16 protein-coding genes are annotated in these 14,622 nt (G+C 35.6%); 9 read left to right on the forward strand and 7 right to left on the reverse strand.

Annotation, left to right across the window (positions count from 1 at the left end; translation table 11 throughout):
• The first annotated feature begins 27 nt into the window (after positions 1 to 27).
• The 6 genes from lpxK (at position 28) to BBI01_RS13755 (ending at position 5,808) form a co-directional block, all read left to right on the forward strand.
• Complete coding sequence (gene lpxK / locus BBI01_RS13730; protein WP_065395232.1) at positions 28 to 1,053, forward strand: tetraacyldisaccharide 4'-kinase; 1,026 nt, start codon at positions 28 to 30, stop codon at positions 1,051 to 1,053.
• Complete coding sequence (locus BBI01_RS13735; protein WP_065395233.1) at positions 1,037 to 1,852, forward strand: purine-nucleoside phosphorylase; 816 nt, start codon at positions 1,037 to 1,039, stop codon at positions 1,850 to 1,852. Before lpxK ends, BBI01_RS13735 begins: the two co-directional genes overlap by 17 nt.
• Before the next feature lie 198 nt (positions 1,853 to 2,050).
• Positions 2,051 to 2,566 (forward strand): TlpA family protein disulfide reductase, encoded by a 516-nt coding sequence (locus tag BBI01_RS13740; RefSeq protein WP_065395234.1) that lies wholly within the window; start codon positions 2,051 to 2,053, stop codon positions 2,564 to 2,566.
• 72 nt (positions 2,567 to 2,638) lie between these two features.
• Positions 2,639 to 3,094 carry a GNAT family N-acetyltransferase gene (locus tag BBI01_RS13745; RefSeq protein WP_065395235.1) on the forward strand — a complete coding sequence of 152 codons (456 nt, stop codon included), beginning with the start codon at positions 2,639 to 2,641 and terminating at the stop codon, positions 3,092 to 3,094.
• A gap of 100 nt (positions 3,095 to 3,194) precedes the next feature.
• The gene (gene dinB / locus BBI01_RS13750; RefSeq protein WP_065395236.1) at positions 3,195 to 4,292 is read left to right on the forward strand and encodes a DNA polymerase IV; all 1,098 of its coding nucleotides are present in this window, start codon (positions 3,195 to 3,197) and stop codon (positions 4,290 to 4,292) included.
• 43 nt (positions 4,293 to 4,335) lie between these two features.
• Positions 4,336 to 5,808 (forward strand): alpha-amylase, encoded by a 1,473-nt coding sequence (locus BBI01_RS13755; protein ID WP_065395237.1) that lies wholly within the window; start codon positions 4,336 to 4,338, stop codon positions 5,806 to 5,808.
• A 55-nt stretch (positions 5,809 to 5,863) separates the two neighbouring features.
• Here BBI01_RS13755 and BBI01_RS22835 read toward each other — a convergent pair whose 3' ends face one another.
• The 3 genes from BBI01_RS22835 to BBI01_RS13765 all read right to left on the reverse strand — a co-directional run bounded on the left by BBI01_RS22835 (position 5,864) and on the right by BBI01_RS13765 (position 8,709).
• The gene (locus BBI01_RS22835; RefSeq protein WP_165602251.1) at positions 5,864 to 6,031 is read right to left on the reverse strand and encodes a hypothetical protein; all 168 of its coding nucleotides are present in this window, start codon (positions 6,029 to 6,031) and stop codon (positions 5,864 to 5,866) included.
• A 148-nt stretch (positions 6,032 to 6,179) separates the two neighbouring features.
• Positions 6,180 to 7,523, reverse strand: a complete 1,344-nt coding sequence (locus BBI01_RS13760) for a carboxylesterase family protein (protein WP_083190107.1) — start codon at positions 7,521 to 7,523, stop codon at positions 6,180 to 6,182.
• A 283-nt stretch (positions 7,524 to 7,806) separates the two neighbouring features.
• Positions 7,807 to 8,709 (reverse strand): helix-turn-helix domain-containing protein, encoded by a 903-nt coding sequence (locus tag BBI01_RS13765; protein ID WP_065395238.1) that lies wholly within the window; start codon positions 8,707 to 8,709, stop codon positions 7,807 to 7,809.
• Between the two features lie 128 nt (positions 8,710 to 8,837).
• On the opposite strand from BBI01_RS13765, the gene BBI01_RS13770 reads away from it, so the two are divergent.
• The gene (locus BBI01_RS13770; RefSeq protein WP_065395239.1) at positions 8,838 to 9,203 is read left to right on the forward strand and encodes a cupin domain-containing protein; all 366 of its coding nucleotides are present in this window, start codon (positions 8,838 to 8,840) and stop codon (positions 9,201 to 9,203) included.
• Between the two features lie 74 nt (positions 9,204 to 9,277).
• Positions 9,278 to 10,330 (forward strand): NAD(P)-dependent alcohol dehydrogenase, encoded by a 1,053-nt coding sequence (locus BBI01_RS13775; protein WP_065395240.1) that lies wholly within the window; start codon positions 9,278 to 9,280, stop codon positions 10,328 to 10,330.
• 132 nt (positions 10,331 to 10,462) lie between these two features.
• Here the strand turns inward: BBI01_RS13775 and BBI01_RS13780 are convergent, their stop codons facing one another.
• Entirely contained in the window at positions 10,463 to 10,846 is a 384-nt protein-coding gene (locus tag BBI01_RS13780) for a winged helix-turn-helix transcriptional regulator (protein ID WP_065395423.1), read from the reverse strand.
• A gap of 155 nt (positions 10,847 to 11,001) precedes the next feature.
• On the opposite strand from BBI01_RS13780, the gene BBI01_RS13785 reads away from it, so the two are divergent.
• Complete coding sequence (locus BBI01_RS13785) at positions 11,002 to 11,880, forward strand: NAD(P)H-binding protein (protein WP_065395241.1); 879 nt, start codon at positions 11,002 to 11,004, stop codon at positions 11,878 to 11,880.
• A gap of 110 nt (positions 11,881 to 11,990) precedes the next feature.
• Here the strand turns inward: BBI01_RS13785 and BBI01_RS13790 are convergent, their stop codons facing one another.
• From BBI01_RS13790 to BBI01_RS13800, 3 genes are all read right to left on the reverse strand, one after another.
• Entirely contained in the window at positions 11,991 to 13,274 is a 1,284-nt protein-coding gene (locus BBI01_RS13790) for an alkaline phosphatase family protein (protein WP_065395242.1), read from the reverse strand.
• Between the two features lie 95 nt (positions 13,275 to 13,369).
• On the reverse strand, positions 13,370 to 14,206 hold the full coding sequence (locus BBI01_RS13795) for a GNAT family N-acetyltransferase (protein WP_065395243.1): 837 nt from the start codon (positions 14,204 to 14,206) through the stop codon (positions 13,370 to 13,372).
• A 19-nt stretch (positions 14,207 to 14,225) separates the two neighbouring features.
• Positions 14,226 to 14,621 (reverse strand): cytidine deaminase family protein, encoded by a 396-nt coding sequence (locus BBI01_RS13800; protein ID WP_065395424.1) that lies wholly within the window; start codon positions 14,619 to 14,621, stop codon positions 14,226 to 14,228.
• Position 14,622: the final 1 nt, after the last annotated feature.

Consider the following 14,622-nt stretch of genomic DNA (forward strand, 5'->3'; position numbering starts at 1 on the left):
TATGAAAATTCCTATTTTTGCAATCGTATGAAAAGATGGTACCTTTATCCTTTTTCCCTTGGTTATCATTTGGTAACGGGTATCCGAAACACAATGTATGATTGGGGAATTTTTAAGTCAACAAAATTTAAGACACCGATTATCAATGTCGGGAACCTTTCTGTGGGCGGAAGCGGAAAATCACCAATGGTGATGTATCTTGCCCAATATCTATCCAAACACTATAGAACCGGAGTCCTTTCACGTGGCTACGGAAGACTGACTAAGGGGTACGAAGTGACCAATTATGACAGCAACTATAAGATGGTAGGTGACGAAGCCATGCAGCTTTTTGAACGTTTCAAAAACCGTTTTGTCATTGCTGTATCAGAAGAACGCGTTCCCGGTGCCAAGAAAGTGATTGAAGATATGGACCTGGAAGTTTTGGTTTTGGATGATGCTATGCAGCACAGAGCCATCAAGCCAGGATTTAATATTTTGATGACTGATTTTAATGATCCTTTCTTCAAAGATTATTTACTTCCAGCCGGAGACCTTAGAGAATCCAGGTCAGGATATAAAAGAGCAGATATTATCATGGTCAGCAAATGTCCTGATGAACTGACTGAGGAAACGAAAAGATATTATATCTCAAGGATAAGACCTGCTTATAACCAAAAAGTCTTCTTTTCATCTATAGGATACGATGAAAACGTGTACGGAAAAGATAAAATACTTCCGGATAACAACCTGAATTATTATGATATTTTACTGATCACGGGAATTGCTAATCCTAAACCGCTTTTGGAGCATCTGGCAAAATTCTCAAAAAGAGTTAAGCATTTAAAATTCAGAGATCATCATAATTTCACGGATGATGATATTAAAAAAATTCTTGCTGAGTATAAAAAATTAGGAGAATATAAGCTGATATTAACCACAGAGAAAGATTATGTTCGTCTGAAAACTTTTGACTATCTTAGAGAAATTGTTTACTACTGGCCAATCAATGTCATCATTGATAAAAAGGAAGAATTCAATCAAATCATCTTAGATTATGTTAGAAAAAATTAAAGAGACAGCTGATTTTATCAAAAATATAATTCAGGAAACTCCTGATTTTGCGGTTGTTTTAGGATCCGGGCTTGGAAAATTGCAGAATGAAGTAGAACCGATCCACGTTTTAGAATACCAAGACATTCCAAATTTCCCACAGACTACGGTAGTAGGACATACCGGGAAACTTATTTACGGAATTCTGGAAGGAAAAAAAGTTTTAATGATGAGTGGGCGCTTTCATTACTATGAAGGACATTCTATGGAAACAGTAACTTTTCCGATCAGAGTTTTCCATTTATTGGGAATCAAAAACTTAATTCTTTCCAATGCTTGTGGCGGAGTGAATCCTGCATACAACATTGCTGATATTGTTATTTTAAAAGATCATATCAATATGATGCCTGAGCACCCGCTTCGAGGTAAAAATATTGATGAACTCGGACCACGATTCGTGGATATGAGTGAACCTTATAACAAAAAAATGATCACCGTAGCTGAAAAAGTTGCTTCAGAACAAAATATTAACATCCACCAAGGAATTTACGTTGCTCTGCAAGGTCCTACTTTTGAAACTCCTGCCGAGTACGGAATGATCAAAGCCATTGGTGGCGATATGGTAGGAATGAGTACCGTTCCCGAAGTTATCGTAGCAAAACATATGGGAATGGACGTTTTCTGTATGTCTGTTATTACCGATCTTGGCGGACCGGACATTGCTTTTGCTGTTTCTCACGAAGAAGTTTTAAATGCAGCCAACAAAGCCATGCCGAATGTAATCACAGTAGTAAAAGGATTGATTAAAAATTATCAATAGAAACACTTTATTTATCGCTACGAATACAAGTTTTTTCATTTTATTCGTGCATTCGTGGCAGTAAAATATCGCAGAAGTAAACCATCTTCCATCAACATCCATAGAAAATTTCAATAACATAAATTTTTACCAATTCATAAAAAATCAATCTAAGATTGCAAAGCATTGTTTAGATTTGTATAAATGAAATTGTAAGAAATGAAAAAGTTGTTATTAATATTTATGGTAGGATTATTTGGACTAAGTTATTCACAAAAAGTCCCTACCGTTCTTAAAACCGGTTTTTCCAAGGAAGCCTTAGCTCAAAAACTGGAAGATGAAGAAGGAAAAGCAATTACAATCCAACAGATTCTTGATCAGCATAAAGGAAAAGTTTTAGTAATCGATTTTTGGGCAGGATGGTGCAGAGACTGTTTACTTGCACTTCCAAAGGCTGAGGTATTGGAAAAAAACAATCCGAATGTAGACTTTGTGTTCCTATCTCTGGAAAGATCTAAAGAAGGATTTGATAAAAGCCTTGTAAGATTCAATATGAAGGATAAGGATAATTATTGGTTTGCATCCGGATGGAAAAACAACTTCAATAATTATATTGATCTGAACTGGATTCCACGATATATGATTATCGACCAGAAATCGTCTATTGCCAAATATTATGCTATTTCTCCGGAGGACCCTGAAATTCAGCAAACCATAGACAAACTTTTACAATAACTTTAAATAACAAACATATTATTAAGCACTTACATCAAGTGCTTAAATTTTTTATCTATATTAATTTAAACCATGATCACAAGAGAAGCCACAGAACAGGATTTAAAAATTCTTTTAGAATTTGAACAGGGAATTGTTACTGCAGAAAGACCTTTCAACAGTACATTGATTAACGGAGAGATCCATTATTATGATCTGAGTCATTTTATTACGTCTCCGGATGCTACTTTAATTGTTGTAGAGGATAAGGATGAAATTGTCGCGTCCGGTTATGCATTAATCAGAGAAACAGAAAAGGATTATTATAATTTTAAAAAATACGCTTACTTAGGATTTATGTTTGTAAAACCTGAATACAGAGGAAAAGGAATTAATAAAATTATTACCAATGAGCTTGTAAATTGGGCTAAATCCAGAAATATCTCAGAAATAAGACTGGATGTATATGCACAAAATGAATCTGCCATCAAAGCATATGAAAAAGCAGGTTTTGAACCATTATTACTCACAATGAGATTGAAAGAATAAATAAGGTATGAAAACAGAAATAGAAAGTAATCTTTTTATCTAATTCTTTTTTCATTCTATAAAAAATTTACCGTAAATAAAGGAATCCATATCTTTGTATATGGATTTTTCTTTGCCCCTTCGTAAAATTATTCACGTAGATATGGATGCATTCTATGCTTCCGTGGAGCAGCATGATAATCCAACATTGAAAGGAAAGGCAATTGCTGTAGGAGGTCAGCACCGAGGTGTGGTAGCCGCAGCTAGTTATGAAGCAAGAAAGTTTGGCGTACGTTCTGCTATGCCCAGTAAAACGGCAAAAGAGAGATGTCCGGAACTTATATTTGTTCCACCTCGTTTTGCCCGATATAAAGAGATTTCTAAACAGATCCGTGAAATTTTCTATGAATATACCGATCTGGTAGAACCATTATCTTTAGATGAAGCTTATCTGGATGTCACCGAAAATAAAAAAGGAATGGAATCTGCCAATCTGATTGCCAAAGAAATCCGTCAGAAAATATTTGAAAAAACGGGATTAACTGCTTCCGCCGGGATTTCTGTAAATAAATTTCTGGCAAAAGTAGCTTCTGACATCAATAAACCTAACGGTCAAAAAACTATTCATCCTGATAAAGTGGAAGGCTTCCTTGAAGAATTGCCTGTAGAAAAGTTTTATGGCGTTGGGAAAGTTACGGCTAACAAAATGTTTAGCTTAGGAATTTACAAAGGAAAAGATTTAAAGAAAAGATCACTGGAAGATCTGGTGAGAATTTTTGGAAAATCCGGGCAGCATTATTACAATGTGGTGCGCGGTATTCATACTTCTGAAGTAAAACCTCATCGTATTCAGAAAAGTGTGGCAGTGGAAAGGACATTTTTTGAAGATCTTTTTGATGAACAGCAGATCAATGAAAAACTGGAAAGTTTAAGCCAGGAACTTCACCAGCGTTTACAGAAAAACAATATCCTCGGAAGAACTTTAACTTTAAAAATTAAGTATAAAGATTTCTCTCTTTTTACAAGAAGTATAACTCGCGAAGAATATTTTAATTCTCCTGAGCAGTATTTCAATACCGGAAAAAAGCTTTGGGAACTCCGCCCGTTTGATAAAGCTGTCCGTTTGCTCGGACTCTCTCTTTCTCACCTTAATACAGAAGAAAAAAAACTGGTTTCCGTTCAACTAAAAATACCGTTTAAGGAATTTGAAAATTTATAGGTAATATTTTTTTGCTAACTTGTATTCACCAAATCAGCAAATTATGAACCCAACAATGATTCAGTTTTTCCACTGGTATTCTGAAGGAGATGGAAAATTATGGAACGAAGCTCAGAAACAAGCCAAATATTTAGCAAAACTCGGAATCACTTCTGTATGGTTCCCTCCCGCCTATAAAGGAACGAATGGAGGATATTCGGTTGGCTACGATGCTTATGATCTTTATGACCTTGGAGAGTTTGATCAAAAAGGAACTACAGCGACCAGATACGGAACTAAAAATGATTATTTAAAAGCCATCAACGCTTTAAAAAAGCAAAATATAGAGGTCATTGTAGATATTGTACTGGGACATAAAGCAGGTGGTGATGAACTGGAAAAGTTCAAAGTGGTAAAAGTAGATGAGAATAATAGGGAAAAAGTAATTTCTGAAGTTCTTGAAATAGAATCCTACACCAAGTTTACCTTCCCCGGAAGAGGAAAAAAATATTCTGATTTTGAATGGAATTTCACTTGTTTCAGTGGCGTAGATTATGCAGAAGGAATGGATTCGAATATTTATAAAATACAATCTGAGTATGGCAATGATTGGGAAGAAATGATCGATGATGAGAAAGGTAATTATGATTACCTGATGTATAATGATATTGAACACCGGAACCCTTTTGTAAGAGAGGAGCTTAACGATTGGGCAAAATGGTATTTTGATCAGACTGATTTTGATGGAGTCCGACTGGATGCTTTGAAACATATTTCTTTTGATTTTTACAAGGAATGGCTTACTCTACTCCGCTCCAATACAGGAAAAAATATTTTTGCAGTGGGAGAATACTGGGCTCCGGGATACCTTCATCTGCTTCAGAAATATATTGAAGTAACGGAAGGCTGTATGAGTCTTTTCGACAGTTCACTACAGAATAACTTTCATAATGCATCAAAAGAAGGTGCATCTTATGATTTAAGACGAGTTTTTGATGAAACTCTTACGCAGGCTGATCCGATGCATTCTGTAAGTTTGGTAGCCAATCATGATACACAGCCTCTTCAGGATCTGGAAGCACCGGTTGAACCATGGTTTAAACCTATTGCCTATGCTTTAATTCTGCTACGAAAGGATGGTTATCCATGTGTTTTTTACCCTGATTTGTATGGTGCTCATTATATTGATAAGGACCGCGAGGGAAATGAACAGGAAATATTCATGCCGAAAGTGGATGGTATTGAAGCACTTTTAAAAGCCAGAAAAGAATATGCTTACGGAGAGCAACAAGATTATTTTGAAGACGCCAATTGCCTTGGCTGGGTTCGCAAAGGTGATGATCAACATTTAGGATGTGCTGTTGTTTTAAGTAATAAAGATGCTTACAACAAACCTATGGAAATGGGTAAAAACTATTCAGGAAAGAAGTTTAAAGACTTATTGAAAAGATTTAAAAATAAAGTAATCATTGACGAAAACGGTTGGGGAGATTTTTCTGTGCCAGCCGGAAATGTAAGTGTATGGGTTCCGGAATAAAATATAAAAGCGTACATCAGGTGATATACGCTTTGTTTTTTATCCTACCGTAATATTAGCATTTAATACCTCGGCAGTTCCATAGATCCATAGCCCATTCACAGCAATAATTGTCTTCGTTATAAAAACAGCATATTCTGTCTCTGATGATAATTCCTCCTTGTAGGTGTTTAAGTTCTTCTCTGTTAACTTTTCTTGAGTTCTGAAGATTTTTTGTTTTCATAGTTCACTGTTTTAGAATTTGGTCTTATAAATATAATAAAAAATCTCTATTAAAAATTACAATCATCTATAAAACAACGAAATAAGAACACAAAATCATACAGATAATACATTTTTATTTAAATTAACAACAATTCATTCATCATTAATTACAATTCTATCTTCTGGATTTTTAAGATTTCCGGACGCTCAGATTCATCAGAAATTTTTCCTGTTCTGGCAAATTCAGCCCAAAGTGCTCTCAGCTTCTTTCCATGCTCTTGGATATTTTTCCATGGAATATCTTTTAACATCTCTGAAGATTTCCATGCGTCTTCATTTCCAAAGATCAATGGAAGATCAATACAGTGAGGAGCCCCGATATGATTCTCTTTTAACCTTGAATGTATTCTGAATAAATACACATTTCCGCCACCTTTTGCATGATTTTCTGCGAATATCTTAGCGGGAGTTCCGTAGATGAGATCGGTAGTTTTTTCAACCGTTTTATCCATTATTTTTAATCCCAGACCTTTCCCAAAATATTTATTTAAAGCTTCTGAGGTTTTGAGGTAAAATGCGGTTTCATCATTATTCAATCCTATCAATACGTCATATTTTTTCGCATTCGATCTCCACTTTCCTACAGATTCTTCTTCACTGCATAAAGGAGGGAAACCATATTGAGTACCAAAAGGCATTGCTGCTTTCAAACCATATTTTATAACAGACGGAACAAATTGTCCATAATCATCCATCATTTTATAAACATCAGTTTCGTCTTTAATGATTTCTGTTTTCTTCAAAAATTCAGCAGACATTTTTTGTCTTTTATGACGTAACCCTAATGGTGCACTTTGAATAATTACTCTTTTAAATAAATTTTCCACACCCTCAGAAATCATCAAATGTGCGATAGCATCCCCACCGGAAGACTGCCCAAGCATTGTAATATTATCTGCATTTCCACCAAAGTCTTCGATATAATTTTTGATCCATTTTAAAGCTTCAATCATATCCAACAAGCCCAGATTCGGAGGTCTTTTTTCATCTCCGCCTAAAAAACCGAAAAGTCCCAGACGGTACGAAACAGTTACCACAATGATATTCTGTTCTTTTACCCATTCGGCAGGGTCAGCAGTAGATAAATCTCCGCAGCCTATTTCATGAGATCCCCCATGAATCCAGATTATAACGGGAAGTTTTTCATTTTCAATAATATGTTCCGGACGGGTTATAGAAAGAAATTGAGTAGATTCATCTGGTTCAAATTCATCAACCGGGGTTGTTCCAATCATTTTTTCAACCAGTGGACTCAGCTTCTGTGGACAAACCGGAGTTTTATCCGGAAAAGAAATATCCATACCGGAATATTCTACAGGAACAGGTTTTTGAAATCTTTCGGAACGGGCATAGCGAATACTTTTTGCCTTGATCACGCCTTCTTCTTTCAATGCTATAACTTTTCCGAATCTGGTATTGAAAACATAAGTTTCTTTCTGCTGTGGTTTCATGCTAAATGTTGAAAACTTTTACCATTAAAGATAATTCTGTTTTTTGAGAATAAAAAATTAAACTTGTCTTTTTAAATACCAATGCTCTTAATGAATACATTGATTTCCAGAAAAATAATTTGTTCTTGATAAGTCTTAATTTGGATGAGATACCCTTGAAAATTCGTGCATCCGTGGCTAGACTTTTTATGCCACGAATGCACGAATTTTTTCTTTATGTTTATTTTAAAATTTTAATGAATTTGTTTCTTTAAAGAATGATTGGTGGGAGTTCTGGTTACAATCAATTCAGGGTTTTATATTCGCTGGGTGAAACTCCTACTTTAGTTTTGAACAATCTTGTAAAATGTTGTGGATATTTGAATCCTAAATCGTAAGAAATTTCACTTATAGATTTTCCATGATCTAAAATCTGTTCTTTGGCAATATCTATCAATTTGTTGTGGATCAATTCCTGTGGAGAAATTCCCAGTTCTTTTTTGATAAGGTCGCCAAAATAATTTGCCGACAGGTTTAATTTTTCTGCAAAATAATTCACCATTGGAAAACCTATATTCTTTGGATTATCAGACTTTAAGTAATCATCAACCAGATTTTCAAATTTACCGATCACCCCCTGATTGATATGATCTCTTGTGATGAACTGGCGATCGTAGAAACGCATACAATAGTTCAGGAAGAGTTCAATATTATTTACAATTAATGATTTACTATGTTTATCAATAGATTGCTCCAACTCAAGTTTTATATTTTTAAAACATTCTAGGACAATTTCCCTTTCTCTTTCTGAAAGATGCAGCGCTTCATGTACATCGTAGGAAAAGAAACTATACTCTTTCATGTTTTTTCCAAGATTGGTTCCTTTTAACAGGTCCGGATGAAAAATCAAGGCAAAGCCTGCGGGTTGCACATAGTTTCCATGATTATAAATTCCGTAAGTCTGTCCCGGTGCGATGAAAACCAATGTTCCTTCCTGGTAATCATAGCTGTGTTTTCCGTATTGTATATCTCCGCACATCACATCTTTAAGGAAAACGGTATAAAAGCCAAATGTTCTCCTGTATTGGCAGACGGGAGCTGACTTGGAAAAATCAATTACACTTACCAATGGATGCTGTGTTTCATGATTTGCCATTTTATTATATTCCGAGACGCTGTTATAGATTTCAACCTCCTGATTTTCCATGAAGTATATTTTTATGATTCAAAATTACCAATTTCTAGCATAACAGATATTGTGCCTGTGAAATTGGTAAGTAATTCGGTAATCTGTATAAGTAAGATATCTCTGAAAGTTTCGACTTTTGTACCGTTATGGAAACTTTTAATACAAACATTTTTCCGAAGGGAGAAAAAGCTCCGTCGGACTATTTTTCAGGAGGAACAGCATGGGTTCACATCATAAAACCCAATGAGGATCAGCTCAACTGCCAGATCGGAAATGTAACGTTTGAACCGAGTTGTAGAAATAATTGGCATTTTCATGGGGGCGGACAGATTTTAATAGTAACTTCAGGATCAGGATTTTATCAGGAGAAAAACAAGCCCGTTCAGGTTTTACATACTGGAGATATTGTTAATATTCTTCCCAATGTTATTCACTGGCACGGGGCAGCTCCAAACAGTGAGTTTACTCATATTGCCATCAATACCAATACCCAAAACGGAATTGTAGAATAGCTGGATCCTGTAACAGATGAAGAGTATAACAATTTATATAAGTAGAGTTTATTAATCTAACAAAAAATAATCAAATGAACACATTTACAGTAAAAGCCTATGGAGCAGAATCTACCACGGCAGATCTGAAAGAAATGAATATTGAAAGAAGAGAGATCACATCAAAGGATGTAGAAATTGAAATTCTATATTGTGGAGTATGTCACTCTGATCTTCATACAGCAAGAAATGACTGGGGCGGAACCATCTACCCTGCTGTTCCGGGGCATGAAATCGTGGGAAGAATTACCAAGGTTGGAAGTGAAGTTAGTAAGTTTAAAGTAGGTGATATTGCAGGAGTAGGATGCATCGTGGATTCTTGTGGACACTGTAATAGCTGTAAGCATGATCTTGAGCAATATTGTGAGAATGGATTCACGGGGACTTATAATGGAAAAGACGAACACTTAGGTGGTCATACTTTTGGTGGATATTCCCAAAAAGTAGTTGTGGATTCTCACCATGTTTTAAAAGTTCCTGAAAATCTTGATCTGGCTGCTGTAGCACCTCTTCTTTGCGCAGGAATCACGACCTGGTCACCATTAAGACATTGGAATGTTGGACCAAATTCTAAAGTAGCGGTTGTAGGTTTAGGAGGATTAGGGCATATGGCGATTAAGCTGGCAAAAGGATTAGGAGCAGAAGTGACTTTATTTTCAAGAACTCCAGGGAAAACTGAGGATGCAAAACAATTGGGAGCTGATCATGTTATCATTTCTACAGATGAATCGCAAATGGATTCTGTAAAAGGAAAATTTGATTTAATCATTGATACAGTTCCTTATGTACATGATGTAAATCCTTATGTAACAACTTTAAATATCAACGGAACGCATGTTCTTGTAGGTTATCTGGGCGGGCTTGAACCTATTCTGAATACAGTTCCTATGATTCTTGGAAGAAAATCTGTAGCAGGATCCGTAATTGGAGGTATTGCTGAAACTCAGGAAATGTTAGATTTCTGCGGAGAGCATAATATTGTTTCTGAAATTGAAATGATCAAAATGCAAGACATCAACAAAGCGTACGAAAGAATGCTGAAAAGTGATGTGAGATATCGTTTTGTAATTGATATGCAGTCTTTATAATTTACGTATAAGATTTTTTTAGAAAAGATGGCTACCTCAGGTGAGGTAGTCTTTTTTTGCCACGAATTCACTAATAAACTTATTTGCTTATGAGGCTTAAATTCCTTCCTAAAGTTACATAGATTAAGAATATTATCCTTTATATACGCTTGTACATTCTATATTATTCCTTTCCATATCCTGAAATGCCCAATCTGCCATAGCATCAATAACAGGAGCGAGTTCGTTACCTGCTTTACTCAGTTTATAAGTAACATGTGGCGGAACAACAGGTCTGGCTGTTCTTATAATCAATCCGTCTGCCTCAAGCTGTTTTAAATGCTGAATCAACATTTTTTCCGTTACGGCTGGAATAGCTTTCTTCAGTTCACTATATCTTTTCTCTCCAGTAGAAAGATTGAACAGGATAATAGGTTTCCAGAAACCACCGATCCTTTCCATGACATACATCACAGGACAATCCTGCACTATTTTTTTGTTTTCCTGAATGGTAGAACTTTCTTTAATCGCTGTCATAACATACATACTTTAGGGTAAGTACTTGTATAAAAGTAAGTACAAATATAACTTTGTCTCAGGAAATAAAAAAATATTTTTCATGAAATTTCTTCACCGAAATCAGTTTTAAGATATTAATAATCAACAATTACAAACAATAAAAAAATTTAAATATGAAAATTATAATCACAGGATCACTTGGAAATGTAGCTAAACCTTTAGCAATGCAACTGGTAGAGCAAGGGCATGATATCACAGTAATCAGCAGCAACGAGTCAAAAAGACAAGACATTGAATCTTTAGGAGCAAAACCTGCTATCGGATCCATTACTGATGTTGATTTTTTAACTCAAACATTTAACGGAGCCGACGCTGTATTTGTTATGACTCCTCCCGCAATCAGTGCAGACCATATTGTTCAGAATACCATTGATGCCGGAAAAAATTATGCTGAGGCATTAAAAAAAACAGGAGTAAAAAGAGCGGTAATGCTAAGTAGCGTAGGAGCCGGATCTCCTGTAGAAAATGGTCCGATAAAAGGGCTACATCATATTGAAAAGCTTTATCAGGAAATTGAAAACACCTCATTTACATTCTTAAGAGCGGGATATTTTTACACGAATTTCTTTAATGATATTCCATTGATTAAAAATGCTGGAATTATCGGTGGAAATTATCCTGAAAATACAGAAATTCCTGTAGTACATCCAACTGATATTGCTAAAGCAGCAGCAGAGGAATTGGTAAAAAATGAAACCGGAAAAAATATCAGATATATTGTAAGTGATTCCCGAAAGGCATCTGATTTCGCAAAAGTGCTTGGAACCTCAGTAGAAAAACCTGAACTTCCATGGGTAGAGTTTTCGGATGAAGATTCTTTAAACGGAATGCTACAGGCTGGTTTGCCTCAGGATATGGCTGAACTTTATGTGGAAATGGGATTGGGAATGAAAACTGGAACTGTACAAAAAGATTTTATTGAGCATGGATCACCAGTAAACGGAAGTGTAAAATTAGAAGATTTCGCTAAAGAATTTGCTTCTCAGTTTTAAATAAATTTATACTCAATAATAGAAATTGTATTTCTTATTAGACGATTTTAAATACGAGTTTCGGCGCACCAAAGGTGCGCCGAAATTCTTTATATTTTAGAATAATTATATTATTTATTCTCTTTCAATATCTTTTTCAATACTTTGATTTTTCCATCGATAGGCTGATCAATTTTTAACCCTAAAATATCAGCAACAAGCGGATAAACGTTTACATTAGCAAATTCATCGATCACCAGATTGTTTTTAAATTCCGGTCCCCAAGCGTAGAATGTTGCCTTCATTTCAGGAACTGTTTTTGGGTTATAACCATGTTTTCCTACTGATGTTTTCTTTCCTTTTTCCAGGAAAATCTTCGGGGCTTTTGGTAATAAAAGAATTTGTCCTATTCTGTTGTATTGATCATCTCTTGTTGCAAAATGTAAGTATTTAGGAAGCTTTTTATCCAGATACACTTCGTAGTCAGCTGTTTTATTGGCTTTTAATTGCTTGTAAACTGATTTTACCTCATCCGGATTTTTCACATATACTCTTAAAAGTGTCTGAGAATTATAAAAGTCAAATCTGTTTTTATCAAAAAGAAGAGCCGGAATTTCCAGTGGAGTACCACCGTCTACTTTTATCATTCCGTGATCGGAAACGAATACAAAGTTGACATTTTTCAACCCTAAATCATTGACTTTCTGAACAAGATCCCCTATTGCCTTATCAATCAGATGTACAGCGGCTTCCGTTTCTTTGGTATCAGGACCGTAATGATGTCCGCTCCCATCTACTTCAGGGAAATACAGTGAAATAAAGTGAGGTCTTTTATCGTCAGGAAGCTTTAACCAGTTGACAACTTTTTCAACTTTTTCTGACGGTGTAAATTTTTCGTGATATGGATAGTAATAAGAAGGTCTCATTCCGCCTGCATCACTTGCCGAACCTACCCACATTAATGAAGCAGATACTATACCTTGTTTTTCAGCTAGCCCCCAAAGTGGAGTTCCTCCGTACCAGCTCCCATCTTCTGCATTTTTTTTATTGCTCATCGCGTAAGTTTCCTTTCGCTTATAATCATAGAAAAAATTATCTATTAAACCGTGATGTGCCGGATACATTCCTGTAATAAGACTCCAGTGGTTGGGGAAAGTAATACTTGGATAACTTGGAATCATTGCTTGTGCTTTCACACCACTACCAGAAAGTTTCAGCAGATTTTCAGCGTTGTATTTCTTTGCGTAATCATATCGGAAACCATCTGTTGAGATCATGATAACATATGGTTTTGATTGGGCTTCCACACTATTTTGTCTGCCCGGAACGACTACCTGAGTCGTATCCACATTTACCTGCTGGGCACAAACCGTTAAGGAAATAAACAGCAGTAAAAAATGTATTCCTCGCTTCATTATTTAAAATTTTTGGCAAAGTTACATTCTCTACTGCTCCCTGAAAAGTTTCAGAGGTTAAAAGTATATTAAAACCAATTATTTTTGAATTTAAATTAAATAGCTCTTTTCATTTCAAACTGTGACAACCAGTTTTCAAGTCCGATTTTCTGGTCTAAAAACCTTCTGGTTTCTACGGAAATATCATCTACATTATTGATGGCAATTGGTTTTCCGTCAGCAATAGTATTGAAAAGAATACTGCCTATTCCTTGTTTTCTATAGTTTTTGTCTACTGCAATCTGATGAATTTTTCTTGCTAAAGGATTGTAAATAATATATCCTACCAGCTTTTCATCAGCATAAGCCCCTATGGTTGTATAACTTTCGGGCATAGGATCCAATACATAAACACATCCCTGCCAGGAAGGCTCAATGTCCCAGAAAGAACGAAGGCTATCCCATGGAAATTCATCCATCTCTTTTATCGTGATCTCCTTATTTTCTTTTCCTGAACTAATATTTCCTTTAAAGCAAAGAAGTTTTCTGACAATTGTAAATCCTAAGTTTTCATAAGCTCTGATTGCAGCTGCATTTCCTTCAATAACCTCCAAAAGCAATATGTCTGCATTTCTTTCTTTTAAAACAGGAATAATAAAGTCATACATTTTCCTAACCAGACCTTTTCCTCTACTTTCCGGAACTACTCCGGTTCCTCCATTATAAATGATTTTCTGCCCCTCCTCAATCTTTTCCGACTGAAGAATAAAGCTTACTAGTTTTCCATCTTCAAAACCGCCTACCGAAATATCCATATCCAGTTTTTCAGCAGCAATTTTTGAGGTAAGCATCTCTTTAGTTAAATGAAAAGGAACAATATAATCTGAAAAAGACAGATTAAATACTTCTAAAATCTCATCTACACTTACATTTGTCAAAGTTCTAAACTCCATTACTCTTTATTTTAAATTATTACCATTCTCTGTCAAGATCTTCTTTCCAGTCGTAGGGTATCAGTTCTTTTAAGGTTACAAATACTCCGTTTTTCACTTCGATTACTGCATTTAGGTTCTCTTTCGATAGCTGGCTCATCAGCTCTCTGCAACGCCCACATGGAGGTACTGCATTTCCGTCATCTCCCACAGCTACAACAGCCTTGATATAACGTTCTCCATTCTTCAGCATTTCAGCTACAGCACTATGCTCTGCACAAAACCCCATGGAACAAGCTGTATCTATACTGATCCCTGTATATACATTCCCATCTACAGTTTCAATAGCTGCCGCTACTCCACCGTATTCTATAAAATCATTCAACGTCGTTGATTTCGCAAATTGGCTGGCAATTTCCTTCAAATCTTTTCTCATA

Source organism: Chryseobacterium artocarpi (assembly GCF_001684975.1).
GTDB lineage: Bacteria > Bacteroidota > Bacteroidia > Flavobacteriales > Weeksellaceae > Chryseobacterium > Chryseobacterium artocarpi.

Bases quoted from the DNA above. Each gene is read 5' to 3' on its own strand.
- BBI01_RS13790 (WP_065395242.1), bottom strand. From the start codon at position 13,274: ATGAAGCGAGGAATACATTTTTTACTGCTGTTTATTTCCTTAACGGTT.
- BBI01_RS13780 (WP_065395423.1), bottom strand. From the start codon at position 10,846: ATGACAGCGATTAAAGAAAGTTCTACCATTCAGGAAAACAAAAAAATA.
- BBI01_RS13775 (WP_065395240.1), top strand. From the start codon at position 9,278: ATGAACACATTTACAGTAAAAGCCTATGGAGCAGAATCTACCACGGCA.
- BBI01_RS13765 (WP_065395238.1), bottom strand. From the start codon at position 8,709: ATGGAAAATCAGGAGGTTGAAATCTATAACAGCGTCTCGGAATATAAT.
- BBI01_RS13740 (WP_065395234.1), top strand. From the start codon at position 2,051: ATGAAAAAGTTGTTATTAATATTTATGGTAGGATTATTTGGACTAAGT.
- BBI01_RS13795 (WP_065395243.1), bottom strand. From the start codon at position 14,206: ATGGAGTTTAGAACTTTGACAAATGTAAGTGTAGATGAGATTTTAGAA.
- BBI01_RS13800 (WP_065395424.1), bottom strand. From the start codon at position 14,621: ATGAGAAAAGATTTGAAGGAAATTGCCAGCCAATTTGCGAAATCAACG.
- BBI01_RS13735 (WP_065395233.1), top strand. From the start codon at position 1,037: ATGTTAGAAAAAATTAAAGAGACAGCTGATTTTATCAAAAATATAATT.
- lpxK (WP_065395232.1), top strand. From the start codon at position 28: ATGAAAAGATGGTACCTTTATCCTTTTTCCCTTGGTTATCATTTGGTA.
- BBI01_RS13755 (WP_065395237.1), top strand. From the start codon at position 4,336: ATGAACCCAACAATGATTCAGTTTTTCCACTGGTATTCTGAAGGAGAT.
- BBI01_RS13760 (WP_083190107.1), bottom strand. From the start codon at position 7,523: ATGAAACCACAGCAGAAAGAAACTTATGTTTTCAATACCAGATTCGGA.
- BBI01_RS22835 (WP_165602251.1), bottom strand. From the start codon at position 6,031: ATGAAAACAAAAAATCTTCAGAACTCAAGAAAAGTTAACAGAGAAGAA.
- BBI01_RS13770 (WP_065395239.1), top strand. From the start codon at position 8,838: ATGGAAACTTTTAATACAAACATTTTTCCGAAGGGAGAAAAAGCTCCG.
- dinB (WP_065395236.1), top strand. From the start codon at position 3,195: ATGGATTTTTCTTTGCCCCTTCGTAAAATTATTCACGTAGATATGGAT.
- BBI01_RS13745 (WP_065395235.1), top strand. From the start codon at position 2,639: ATGATCACAAGAGAAGCCACAGAACAGGATTTAAAAATTCTTTTAGAA.
- BBI01_RS13785 (WP_065395241.1), top strand. From the start codon at position 11,002: ATGAAAATTATAATCACAGGATCACTTGGAAATGTAGCTAAACCTTTA.